The sequence below is a fragment of the Chryseobacterium nepalense genome (genome assembly GCF_023195755.1).
Taxonomy (GTDB): Bacteria; Bacteroidota; Bacteroidia; order Flavobacteriales; family Weeksellaceae; genus Chryseobacterium; species Chryseobacterium nepalense.
Map to the genome: position 1 here is coordinate 1171427 of NZ_CP096203.1, position 13371 is coordinate 1184797.

General features: G+C 35.6%; 11 protein-coding genes. 3 read left to right on the top strand and 8 right to left on the bottom strand.

The genetic code is table 11. The features are described 5' to 3' along the window. Positions 1-59: 59 nt before the first annotated feature. The 7 genes from M0D58_RS04975 to M0D58_RS05005 form a co-directional block, all read right to left on the bottom strand. The gene (locus M0D58_RS04975) at positions 60-1082 is read right to left on the bottom strand and encodes a glutaminyl-peptide cyclotransferase (protein ID WP_248393941.1); all 1023 of its coding nucleotides are present in this window, start codon (positions 1080-1082) and stop codon (positions 60-62) included. Positions 1083-1178: 96 nt separating this feature from the next. Beyond that, the gene (locus M0D58_RS04980; protein WP_248393943.1) at positions 1179-1604 is read right to left on the bottom strand and encodes an SRPBCC family protein; all 426 of its coding nucleotides are present in this window, start codon (positions 1602-1604) and stop codon (positions 1179-1181) included. 166 nt (positions 1605-1770) lie between these two features. Continuing rightward, entirely contained in the window at positions 1771-2445 is a 675-nt protein-coding gene (locus tag M0D58_RS04985; RefSeq protein WP_248393945.1) for a DUF2490 domain-containing protein, read from the bottom strand. A 150-nt stretch (positions 2446-2595) separates the two neighbouring features. Further along, positions 2596-3045, bottom strand: coding sequence for a VOC family protein (locus tag M0D58_RS04990; protein WP_248393947.1), 450 nt, complete (start codon positions 3043-3045; stop codon positions 2596-2598). 18 nt (positions 3046-3063) lie between these two features. Beyond that, positions 3064-3435 carry a VOC family protein gene (locus tag M0D58_RS04995; RefSeq protein ID WP_248393949.1) on the bottom strand — a complete coding sequence of 124 codons (372 nt, stop codon included), beginning with the start codon at positions 3433-3435 and terminating at the stop codon, positions 3064-3066. Between the two features lie 35 nt (positions 3436-3470). Continuing rightward, a complete protein-coding gene (locus tag M0D58_RS05000; RefSeq protein ID WP_248393951.1) occupies positions 3471-3944 on the bottom strand; it encodes a hypothetical protein in 474 nt (157 codons plus the stop codon). A gap of 20 nt (positions 3945-3964) precedes the next feature. Beyond that, a complete protein-coding gene (locus M0D58_RS05005; RefSeq protein ID WP_248393953.1) occupies positions 3965-4420 on the bottom strand; it encodes a DinB family protein in 456 nt (151 codons plus the stop codon). A 411-nt stretch (positions 4421-4831) separates the two neighbouring features. On the opposite strand from M0D58_RS05005, the gene M0D58_RS05010 reads away from it, so the two are divergent. After that, positions 4832-6628 (top strand): T9SS type A sorting domain-containing protein, encoded by a 1797-nt coding sequence (locus M0D58_RS05010; RefSeq protein ID WP_248393954.1) that lies wholly within the window; start codon positions 4832-4834, stop codon positions 6626-6628. An 81-nt stretch (positions 6629-6709) separates the two neighbouring features. Here the strand turns inward: M0D58_RS05010 and M0D58_RS05015 are convergent, their stop codons facing one another. Beyond that, complete coding sequence (locus M0D58_RS05015; RefSeq protein ID WP_248393955.1) at positions 6710-12598, bottom strand: alpha-2-macroglobulin family protein; 5889 nt, start codon at positions 12596-12598, stop codon at positions 6710-6712. A gap of 18 nt (positions 12599-12616) precedes the next feature. Between M0D58_RS05015 and M0D58_RS05020 the strand changes: the two genes are divergently transcribed. Next, on the top strand, positions 12617-13090 hold the full coding sequence (locus tag M0D58_RS05020) for a hypothetical protein (protein ID WP_248393956.1): 474 nt from the start codon (positions 12617-12619) through the stop codon (positions 13088-13090). Positions 13091-13100: 10 nt separating this feature from the next. Beyond that, positions 13101-13370, top strand: coding sequence for a hypothetical protein (locus M0D58_RS05025; protein ID WP_248393957.1), 270 nt, complete (start codon positions 13101-13103; stop codon positions 13368-13370). Position 13371: the final 1 nt, after the last annotated feature.

Below are 13371 nucleotides of genomic sequence, written 5' to 3' on the forward strand. Positions count from 1 at the left end.
TTACTATTTATTTTATTTAAAATTTAAAGCTTAATCAGAATTTTAAATATAATCATTACCTATTTAACAGCAACTTCATAAATTTTCGGCCAGTTTTTCCCTGTTACGAGCATATTTTCTCCTTTAAAAGCGATACCATTGAGTACATCATCACTTCCTTTGGTATTTTGTTTTGCAATATCCGTAAAATCAAATGTTCCTACAACTTCTCCATTCTGAGGATTAATTTTTAAAACAATAGGTTTCTGCCAGACATTAGCGTAAATAAATCCGTTGTGAAATTCCAGTTCGTTCAGCTGATCGTATGCTTGTGCGCTTCCTGCTACTGCGATATACTTTACCAGTTTTGAAGGATTGGCAGGATCAAGAAAGTAAAGAAGTTTGCTTCCGTCTGATGCAATAAGATTTTTTCCATCGTAAGTAAGTCCCCAACCTTCACCCAGCACATTAGGATAGGCGAATTCTGATAATAACTTCAGGGAGCTTTTATCGTAAATATATCCTTTCTTACTCTGCCATGTAAGCTGATAGACCTTATCTCCTACAATAGTACTTCCTTCAGAAAAATCTTCCTGCGGCTGTTTTGTTGAAGCAAGTGGTGTTGTGGTTCCCAATGTGTATTTTAATATCTGGGAAGAGCCGTTTTGTCCGTCACTTTCATAGACAGTGTTTCCCTCAACCTGGAAGCCTTGAACAAAATTCTTTGGATCATGAGGATATTCTGCTACGATTTCATAAGACATTTTTTCCTCCGGATTTTTAGCAAAAACATTTATGGTTGCATCCTGGGTAAGCGTTTCACCGCTTTTGGTTTTGATATTAAAGGTAACCGGATTATCGCCTAGTGTAAAAAATTTCGGATCAATTGTCAAACTGGAAGTTTCTTTATCCCCGAAACTAATGGATATACTTTCCGCTTCATCGGTAACTTCATTCGGCAGGATAAGTTTTTCCCCGAAGTGGTATCCTTTCTGCTCCATAGAGTTGTTGTAATCTGCCAATGCATCCAGAACTTTTCGATCATCCTTGCAGGCTGACAACAATAAGATTGCCGCAAGACCGGCTATAATATTTTTCTTCATTGATTTCTAAAAATTTTTTCAAAATTAGCAAAATTTATGGCACCCTGCTAATTTACTTATCAGGTTCACCAAATTGTAATATAATAAGTATGAAGATTAACTTTCAAGATACCGTTTCAGGCTTTGTTCTGTGATTTGTGTCCAGCCTTCCGTGAAAGCTTTTTCGGAAAAATTTTCACCGAGATTATGAAAAGCATTAATATTTTCATGAATCAGTCTGATGACAGTCTGCAGCCCCTCTGGATAAAGCTCCCAGGTTACCGTGGTTTTCTGGTCTGAAAATTCGGGATAAAACCAGGTGTGTTTCAGTTTTTTTTCCGGGATAACTTCCAGAATTTCTGCCTGATGATGATATTTTCTTTCGTCTCCCGGTTCATAAAAATTAAAAACGGTTCCTGGTTCAGGGATAAAATCAGGGATATCAAAATACCATATTTTCATTTCATCTATGTCCGTTAATGCTTTCCAAACCTTTTCTGCAGGCGCATTCACTTTCTGTTCTACAATGATCGGATGGCTCATATATTTGTTTATTGATTTTTAATGCAACTTTTCTGACATTGTCATCTTTTCTTCATTCTATTCATTATTAAATGTAATGTTTTTTTCAAAAAGAATGCTAAAAGAATTTCATTAGCCGTAAACAGACAGATGAAGGTTGGTAAAAATTAATTATAAAAATTCCCTGTTAATTCTTTGTGAAAGGAATATTGTTATAAAACCCGATCTGAATTTGCCCGCGATTCCTGTTCTCCTGAATCTGATTCATATATCCCGCTTCAATTCTCATATTTTTATTAATAACATATCCTAATGCTCCGTAAACCCTGTTCCTGTCGAAAACCGGACTGTTGAAATGCAGAAATATTTCGTTGTATGCAGATGCATAAAAAGTTTTCGGGACAAGCTCTTTGTTGTTGATGGGAATATTAAATCCTAAAAAATACCGGAACCTCATCCTGAAATCATCTTCAAGAAACCGTTCTTCCAGACGATAACGGTGCTGAAGGTAAAATCTTCCGAATTTTTGCTTCGTGATATACTGCTGGAAGATGCGGTGCTCAATATTTTCAGTTTTTTCACCGTTCGTATAAGGCTGACTTAGAATAAATCCGTACCCTAATAAAATATTGTTGTTGTTTTCAGTAAGGTCATATCCGATTCCCGTACGGATCAGAAGCTGCTCGAGATCTCCGCCTGCATCGAAATTCCTGTACTGAATTTCATTATGCCAGTTTAATTTTTTGCTGATTTTATTATTTCCAAAATACATATACCATGCGCCGAGATCGCTTTTTTGTGCATGAATTGAAGAAATACCAAACATAAGGAGTCCTGCCGCAAATAATCTTAAAATTTTCATTCTTTATTGTTTATTACTAAAATCTATTAAAATTTGAAGTTTAATATCATTTATCAATAATAAGCAAAATAATCAGTTTATAAAAATGATTTATGTCTGGTTTTAATTTAAAATAAAAAAACCGGCACTAATGCCGGTCTTCTTTACTCTTTACGGATGCTGCTGTGTTTTGGCAGGATCGTCATAATTTACCATCCAGTTGATTCCGAATTTATCGGTAAACATTCCGAAATACGCCCCCCAGAAAGTATCAGACATCGGCATGGTCACTTTTCCGTCTTCAGAAAGTCCGTTGAACAGTTTATCTGCTTCTTCCCTGGATTCTGCATTGATGGAAATCGAAAAATTGTTTCCTTCCTTATGATTTGAAGCCCATTCTCCGGCCGTATCGCTTCCCATAAGTATCGTCTCCTTGGAAATCGGAAGGCTGATATGCATAATTTTATTTTTATCTTCTTCAGGAGTTTCCTTACCTTCCATTGGAGGCATCTCGCCAAAAGTTCCTACGTAGGGAAACTCTCCCCCGAAAACAGATTTATAAAAGTCGAAAGCCTGCATGCAGTTTCCGTTGAATGTTAAATAAACATTTACTGTAGCCATAATAATATATTTTTTAGTTTATCTGTGCTGATCGATGAGGATCATGTTTCCGTCGGGATCTTTCAGGTAAATATGTTCCGGTCCGGAGGTATTTTCATCGGCCTCTTTTTCCAGCACCACACCTTTTTCCTTTAGTTGTTTCTGAATATCGCGGACATCATCAAAACGATCAATATTTTGGGCATTCTGGTCCCATCCCGGATTAAACGTAAGCATGTTACCATCAAACATCGCCTGAAAAAGACCGATGATGTGGTCTCCGTTTTTCATAATAAGATAATTATGATCCATATTTCCGCCCATCTGGCTGAATCCTAACTTTTCGTAAAAATCTTTAGACTTCTGAAGATCTTTTACACTTAAACTGATTGAAAAAGCTCCTAATTTCATATTTTGTTTTTAAGAATTATCTTTTTTAAGTTAAATTACTGACTGTTCTGTATGCGGGTTTTAAAATCCAGAGTCCCGTCATAGCTTTTCCAGTCACCGGTAAGCTCTATATATTGTTGTTCAACTTTTTCGCTGTTTTTATTCCACCGAAACGTGTATACAAATTTTCCTCTGAACATCCCGGAATGCTTTCCTTTGTATTCTTCGGCAAGTTCATATTCGCCATATACAGTTCCTTTTTTACCGGAGTCTCTGTATTTTTTGATTTTAAATTTACCTTCAAATTTGGTATAATTCTTATCCACCATCGTATAACCCGAAACAAAATATTCCTGATCATTTTTCCGGTCCTGTTCGGAGATATCAATTTTAAGTTTGATCTGCTGATCTTTGCTGCCGATTGTTCCTGTGTAAGTTTTACCATTATTTAACCAGACATTGGAGATATCAGGCATTTGTGAGAACAGAACATTTGAAATGAGAACGAGAAATAGTAATATTTTTTTCATGTGTTTTAGTTTAATTTAAATTATACTCCGAATTGCGCCAGGTGATGATTCAGATGTTTGGCAAACATATTATTCCATTCCCGGGCCTTCAGTTTACCGAATGAGAAGGATTCTTTACCGTCGAAAGCTGTTTCTCCCAGCTGCTGTGTTTTCTGGATAAAACCGATCAGTCTTTTCTTTTCCTCTTCGAAATTTTTCCTGTCGGCAATGATAAACTGAGGAGCTGTAGGGCTGTTTTTGGGATATCCTTTTTCACCTACAACTTTGGATTTCACGAATGTTTTTAAAATAAATTTCGCAATAGATCCCGGCTTTCTGTGTTTTTCCGGTTCGTACACCATTTCATAAGAAACATTACAATGAGCAAGCATCTGGTCTACCGACATTTTACCCCATAACGGCTGTGTTTCAGGAGTAAGCGTGTTGATCCTGTCAATGTAATTCTGAACAACTTTTACATCAAAAATGTTTTCCATAGTTTAGTAATGTTAAAAAACAAATATATCAGTTTTTTTCTGATCAGTTTTCATGAAATATTAAAAAGAATGCAACAAATTACTTATCCAAAATAAAACTATAACATGTTTTAAAAGATTGATTTTTTCATTTCATCATAAATATTAGAAAAAATTTAATTTAAATTAAATTTTACATCAATAAAACCCTAATAATATTATTTTGTCACAAAATGTTGAATAAAATATCAATTAATTTTCATATTTTCATCCACAATTAATATCAATATATTATTCAATCATTGTGTTTTGATTATTATTATTCAGCCTTTCCATTGACTCTACTGTAATTTCATGGTAAAATTATAATGAATCAGACCGAAGGATAATCCCTTTTTAAATGTAAACGCCATATAGGCTAATAACTATGATATGAAAATTTATACATTCTTACTTTTTACGCTGTTTTCCAGTCAGTTTTTTTCTCAAAATAATTTTGAATATGCAAGAACCTGGGGGACCTATTTTGGAGCAACCGGCGGTCAGATCGCAGGGGTATATATTAACAAAGGAATTCTGTTCGATTCTCAAAGGAATATGCATTTAAGAGGCAATATATGGAATTCTTCCAATTACGGACCTGCATATTTCAATCAGTTTTTAGTAGGCAGTGGAAATTCATATATCACTCAGCCGGGCATACATCTTTTTGAAACCCAAATTACACCTTCGGGAATGCTCTCGTATTATGGATATCCCAATAATCAGTTTTCAACACTTTTAGAAAAAATCGATCACCAGGACAACCGATATTATATTTCATACGCTGTTTCTCCGACCATTCAGCCAACAGCAGGAGTATATTTAAGTACCGATCCGCAACCTTCTTCACCTGCCAAAATTATCCTGGCAAAATATTCCCCTTCCGGAACACTTCTCTGGGCGAGCTATCTGCCTTCAACTCAAATGAATATTAATATTGAAATTGACGAGGCGGATAATCTGTATATTTACAGTACAACCACCTTAAGCACCAACTTATCTACACCGGGTGTATTGCAGGAAGACTATGATTTTATACCTACTCCCAACGGACAATTTGCTGCAAATGGTTATTTGCTGAAACTCTCTCCCACCGGACAAAGAATATGGGGAACCTACATGCCTTCCGGCATGGCACCGGCTATGAAGTATTACAATGGTTCTCTCTATATGATTTCCGGATCAAACACCAATCCTGCACTGAATACAATGGCTACTGCGGGAGCATTTCAGACCTCTCCTGCATCAAGCTCTATTACAAAAATGAATGCGATAAACGGAACAAGGCAATGGGGAACATATTACGGACCTGCCCCATCTACAGGTTTGGGCATTCTTGTAGATCTGGATGTCAATGAAACAGGAGTTTATATTGCCGGGACAGATTATAATTATGACGGCACAAGCTTCTTTGGAACCCCATCAAGCTACAAGCAGTATGTGACCGGAGGCTCGGATATCTTTCTCTCCAAATTTTCTTTGTCCGGAGATCGGGAATGGAGTACTTATTTTGGATCTTCAGCGGAAGATATGAATGAATTCGATAAGGTGATTGCGGTAAACGGAAATGACATCTATATTACTGGAAATACATATGGCATAGGGAATAATATTGCAACGCCGGGAGCTTACCAGGAAACACCCGAAATAAATGCCGCTAATTACTATAACTTTTATTTTGCAAAATTCAATTCTTCAGGAAATCTGGTATGGAGCTCTTATTATGGAGGGTCTACCATTCTTGCACAAATGATTGTACCTATTAATGTAGCTTTTAATAATAATACCCTCTATCTGTACGGAAGCACAAATTCGAACAATGGTTACAGCATGGAAGGCTCATGGATGCAGCTGCCTAATCCGGCCAACACCAATGATCTTACCTGCTTTATTGCAAGATTCGACAACAAAAATCTGTCAACATCTGAAAATGAAGTTTCATCAGATCTCGTTTTATTCAACAATCCTAATAATGGTAATTTCACACTCCGCGGAAAAGTTCTTGCAAAAACAGATTGCATCATGAAAATTTATGATATGTCCGGAAGAATGATCATCTCAAAAAAATTGAACAATGAAAATTCTCAATATTTTGAAATGCAAAACTTACTTAAAAAAGGAAATTATATTATTGAAATTTCTGCTCATCAAAAATTATTAAAAACATTTAAGATGACTGTCAGCTAACTTTTGAATAGACTTAAAAATAATAAAACTCCGCATATCTGTTGATTTGCGGAGTTTTTATGTTAAGATTAAAAGATGAATTTATTCGGAGATTTTTACTGTGTCTCCTTTTGAATGCGCATTCATCTGCGGCGCATAATAATTCTGGATCGTGGTAATTCCGTTTGAGAATTTTCCGGAAGCGTTCGCTACATAATCATATTCAAATACATATTTTCCTTTCGGCATATACTGAATATAGAAATTCGTGGAAGCATCCTTTGTGGATTGATAATAGCCTAAATTATTTTTCCACTGGTATCCGGATAGTACATCCAAAGGTTCAAAACCAGCTGCCCGCATGTCTTTGATATGAATAAATTCCATGGCACGGTCTGTATTTAAAATCATTCTTACCGTAACTTTATCTCCTACTTTCAACGGAGTTTCCGGTGTTATTTTCTGTAATTCTTCACCGTTGACTGTTTTGATTTTTCTGTACAATTCTTTTGTTACCGACAGATAATTTTCTGAAGATTTGATTTTGTCCAGATCTTCATAATATTGCCAGAATAAACCTCCCTGAACGATTCCCGGTCCCGGCTTGGTAATGGTAACCTCAGCAAGATTTTTATTAAGAACATCCGTTTTTATTGTAGATTTCACATAACCGCTTGCCTGGGTTTCCGGCTTCAGTTCTTTTCCACCCCAAATAATGGTTGCTTTATCACTTTCAGCAGAAGTCCATGATTTTCCTGAATTTAGGATCGTGAAAATTACTTCCGAAGTTGCTCTCGAGCTTCCCCATGAATTCACTTCTTTCTGTGTGATCAGCCAGATTTTCAAATCTTCAATAAATTTCTGATCGCTTGGCTTTAATGTATTAAATGCTTCCAACGCTCCGGCATGATTCACAACTTTTGAGCTGAACCAACCCCAGTCGTCAAGATTCTGTTTCCAGTAAACGCCCTGAGCTTTTGAGTCTACGGAAGTTTCTTTTAAATAATTCATTAATTTATCCGAAACATCTTTCAAACCGAAATCATTCATCAGTAAAGCAGTACGATGCAATCCGAAAAATGTGAAATCCGTGATTTTTGCTGTTTTTGCTTTTTGTTTTACCAGTGATTTTATTGTCTCGCTTTTTACTGTTAAAGGATATTGTTTTTCCCAGTAATTCCGGGTATCAAGATACTCCAGCGTCCAGTTGTTCAGGATATTTTCTTTATTTGATTTAAGCGAAGCCGAAGTACCATATTTAGCAATCTCGTTATCTACATACTGAATGAGTTTTTTAACCAAATCATTTTGTTCGGAGCTTTGATAATCATTTACATGATCTTTCAGCCAAATATTAATTTTTCCTAAGTTTTTCAGGATATACAATGATGTGGAATAGGAACTCGGATATCCCTGATACCAGGAGAATCCGCCATCAGGATTCTGCAGTTTTCTGAGATCATCCCAATCCTGATTAATTGAATTTTTCATTGAATTTACATCAAACAACAATGCCAGTTTAGCCATTTGCTCTTCTTCATTTTTACTTTCCAAAACCCACGGCGTTTCTTCCAGTAACAATTGTTTTAATTCCTGGTTTTTCTCCAGATTGGAGTTTAATAATCCTTTATTCTGATATTCTTCAAAAACAGCTTTCATCTTCGGATTAGCCCTGAAAATTTCTGAAGCCAAAACATCCGCAAACCATTTATTGAAGATCACATCGGCAGAATTATTCTGGTCATTTTTAAGGCTTGGAAGCGCAAACATGATTTCCCAGATCGGATTGGTCGTTAATTCCAGCGTATTGGAAACATTGGAAATTGATGTTGAAGTTGTATTTTTAAGATTTTCCAATGTAAATGTTTTGGTTACACCTTCTTTCACGAAAATCGGAACCGCATCTGTCACCAGCATTCTGTTTGGTAAAACAGCCACCGCTTTTTGTTCGCCATCGGAAAACTGACCGGCTTTGGCAACTACTTTCAAAATGATCGAAGAAACATTCTCCGGAACTTTTATGTTCCATGTTAACGCTGAATTTTCGTTTTCACTTAAATCAAAATTCTTGGCACTTGAATGTAATCCGAATTGAGACGAAATATCTTCATTAGTGATAGCATCCAGGATTTGTAAGCTTGCCGAACCGTTTAATTTTTTATTCGTTAAATTCGACAGTTTTGATTGTAAATTTAATTCGTCACCTTCTCTTAAAAATCGTGGATAATTGGGTGTTACCGAAAATTCTTTTTGGGTTATGACTTCTTTTTCCAAAGTTGCTGCCTTTGCATCTTTTGTGTGAGCCAGGAACATTAACTTCCATTTCGTCAACGCTTCCGGAGAATTAAACTCGAAGCTTACGTTTCCTTCGGAATCTGTTTTTAAATCAGGATAAAAGAAAGCAGTTTCATTAAGATTCTGGCGGACAGGGATATTTTCCAGGGGTTTGTCGTCTTTATCAAGAACTCCGTCATAATCAACATCGTCAGCAACAACTTCTGAAGCTGTTGCAGCTACTTTGCTGTAGCCCATTACAACCACCTCTTCAATATTTTTATTTGAAATACTATCTGCCATTGCTGCCGGATTGGCAGCGCTACGAATTCTAAGTCCAGATAAATTACCCTGCAGTGATCTAAAAAAGCTCCTATCAAACCAATTAAAAATAGGAACACCCACTTGTTTTTTCGCCATATATTCTAATCTTTTCTGATAATATTGCTGATTAAGGTATTTTCTGATGTCATAAGAAGTAACAATGGAAACCGGCGTATATAAACTGTACCAGTTGAATCTATGGATCACAAATTTATCCAGAGACATATCGTACATATTGGCTAGAACCTCAGCATTAAATTTCTCTTTTTCATTTCCAGACACTTTTACCGACCATTTTTCTTTTGAGTTCGGCTGAATTTTATCTCTGAAAGTAATGGTTTCAATTCTTAAAGGCTGCTCTGCATCTTTTATGGCAAGATTGACAGATTCTGTCTGAACATCATTAAAAGCTACCACCTGAAACTGCACATTCAACGTCTGAATATTTTTATCTTTCGGAATGTCTGCTGTATATTCTACCATTCCGTTTTTAAATTGCCGAACTTCTGAAACTGTTTTTCCAGAACCGTCCTGAACAAAAATATTCAGCCAGGCTTCAGGCACTGAAGAATAAACAGTAAAAACCGCTTTTTCGCCTCTTAAAAATTCTTTTTTAGGCTGTAGAACCGTAAGGAAGGTTTTTTGATTCGGCTTTAAAGATTTTTTATCCCAGACACTGAAATTCTGAGTCGTTTTTATCGTGTCTTTACCTTCGATATTGTATAATTCGAGATGATAATCTCCCGCTTCCAGTTTTCCAAGATCAAGCGATTCTTCATTTCTTTTTACATCATTAAGAATAACAGAAGCTGTTTTCCAGTTTTTCTTTTCATCATTTTTATCATAAAGATCATGAGGAAATTTGCTGATGAACTCTGCTTTTGAGTATTTCGGCATATCCTGAACTTCAGATGTAAAATTGTCCCTGAAAATTCTGTCCGGCGCCTGCAGCTTTGATAATTTTACCTGATACGATTTTTTAAGGTTCTGTTCATTATAATTTTTGGTTTCAACTTTCAGCTTTATATTTTCATCAGAGAATACATCTTTAATTTCCTCAGCCTGTATATAATGGGAAACTGACGCAACTTTCAACTGTGTATCCGCACTCTGTGTTTCCCCGTTGATATCCGTAACGGAAGCATTGATTTCATAGTTATCAATCTGGATACCTTCTACATTGTCATCTTTTTTAAGATCAAGCTTAATGGTAAATTCTCCTTTTTCATTGGTTTTTGCTTCTCCCAAAACAGAATTTTCATTATCATCATCCTGCGGATACCAGGAAAAATACCTCCAGCGGATATTGTGTTTTTTAATTTCGTACTGTACCATTGTATTGCTTAAAGCAACTCCGGAAAACATCATAGCTTTCCCTTTCAGCTCAATGGTTTGTCCGTATTTGTATTCGTCTTTTACGGGATCAAAGGTTACTTCAAACTTCGGTCGTTTATATTCTTCAACGCTGAAATCTTTATACCCTTCATTGGTATCGGTCTTTAAATAGAAAACTCCGTTTAATTTACCTTTCGGCAACATAAAACTTCCGTGATAAGAACCGAATTCATTGGTGGTGAATGTCTGCGAAGAAACTTCCTGCCCGTTTGCATCCGTTAATGTTATTTTTTGCTGTAGCCCTGAAATAACGGACTCTTTCTCTTTCTCTTTATCAAGACTGGTATTAATCACTTTAAAATAAACTGTTTGTCCGGGTCTGTAGATGGCCCTGTCCATAAAAATCTGGGCCTTGGTGGGCTTCGTTTCATTGTTTCGATCTACAACGGAGTCTCGGTTTCCATACACATCCATCATCTGAAAATTATTTGTTTTCGATTCTGAGATGAGGAAAGTTCTGTAATAATCTTTATTGATTGTTGTTGGAAATGTAAAAACACCTTTACCGTCGGTTTTACCTTGTATCGTATTGACGTTTTTATTTGAAACAAATTCATAAAACGTAAGACTCTCATTAGCAACAGGCTGTCCGTTTTCGCTGTTAACCAATTTTAATTCATTCTCTAACTGATTTCTGTCGGTCTTTGACTGGTAAATAACTCTGTTGTCTGAGACCAGAAAATAAAAATCTTTTTCAGCTTCGGCATCTTTGGCGCTGATTCCGTCAACAGTGTATTCTGCAAGATAAATTCCGGACGGAAGAGACTTTATTTCCAGAGATGTTTTGTGATTTTGGTAATCTTTTGGATCATTCAGCTGATATGCCTCTTTTCTAATAAGATTCTTTTTAACACTGCTGAACGTATTGGCATAAGGATTTTTGGCATATTTTAGAAATGATGTCAGATCCTCTTTCACCTCATAAATATTGATGGAAAAAGAACTCACATTTTTATATTCTGCAACAAAGTGAATCGGTTTATTGCTTTGAGTCTGCTGTTCGTATTTTATATTCAAAAACGGATTTAAAATCTGATTTTCTATATTTTTTATATTACCGATGAAAGGAGATTTCGGATATTGTTTTTTGGCCTGAGCGGCTATTTCCAGCGCTTCTTTTTGCTTTTTATCAGAAATCAGCTGATTCATGATATCCTCCATGATCAGGACTTTATAATCGCCTTCCGCGTCGGATTTCAAAAGATTACGAAGCTGCACCAACCTGTCTTTGCACTGATTGAAATTACAGTTTTGCTGCAATTTTTGGTGCATAAAATACAGTTTTGAATTGCCGGTATTCTGAGTGATTAATTCATCAAAGTTTGTACTAATTTTAATGCGGTTTTCTTCGAGCTCATTTTTAGTGAAAAAATCATTGTTGGCAAAAAAAATATTTTCCTGGATAAGATACCAGTCCCATAATGTTGGAAAATAAGTAATATAATCGCCATTTGAAAATGTGTTTTCAAACTTTTTCAAAGCAATTTTCTTCATTTTTTCTTTTTGCAGATCAAGCGTCTGATAGCTTTTATTTAAATAATTTTTAAAATCAAGCCTGCTCCAGGTTTCTATTTGTGACAGATCCTGCGAATTGATATTGGTACGCTGTCTTATTTCCCAGGAATGCTCATTATAATAATCAAGGAAAAAACTATTCAGTAAAACCTCAAATAGTACTTTGTCATCACCTTTCAGCTGTTTTTCTACATCCGTAAGTTTTTTGAAAAACTGACTTGCCATATTGTTTTTTTCATCATCCTGAATTCGGTTAATTATGATGAATTCCGCCTTTAAAGACTGAATTAGCTGTACGATATTATAGTCTTTCATCGCTTGTTTTTGTATTTCTGAAATGATGGGAAGATTTGATTTATAAGCTCCTTTCTGAGAATTTGCAGCTACTTTTTTCCATTGCTCATCATAATATTTCTGAGCAAAAACCACCGAAAAATTCAGCAGGAGCAGCAAAAGCATAAAAATCTTGGAAAATCTTTTCATATATGTTATTTTTGATAAATGAATTTCTTAAAAATACTGAAAAAATCCGTTATAGACAGCCAATTGTATGTTTCTTTAATGGGGACCCTTTTTGCAGTATTCTTCATGGAGGAGCAAAACACATTCCGTTATCCTACTGTTTTCCTGATTTTTATCACCTATTTCAGCGGATATCTTTACACCAAGTACCAGAAAACAAAACATTTCTTTAAAATACTGATTCTGAATATTGTCGCCGGGATGATTTGCGCTCTTTTAATTATTTATAATCATAATGAAATACGCCTGATAAAATGGGGCATCATTGTTTTTCTGGGACTTCTCTACAATAGTTTTTTTCTTGATCTTTACATCCGGAAAATCCCGTTGCTGAAAGTATTTTATGTCGGTCTGGTCTGGGCGCTGGTGAACTGCTGGCTTACGCTGCCGGAATTTAATATTCCTATATTCATGATCAGTTTTTTTCATTACCGCATTGGTACTTCCGTTTGACATCCGTGATATGAAAGTGGACACAGTAAAGACTTTTCCTGCACTTATCGGCGTTCAGAATACCAAATACATTGCTTATATCCTAGTATTTCTAAGCATGATGCTTGCTTCGCAATATCTTACTTTTAATTATTCGGTTTCTTTTTTTCTTTCAGGTATTATTACGTATATTTTTATTTATTTCTCTGAGAACGAAAGAGATGATGTCTATTTTTCTTTCGGAGTGGAAACGTGCTCTGCACTTCCTTTTTTATTTTCAGTAATAATGAAGTATTTTTGAA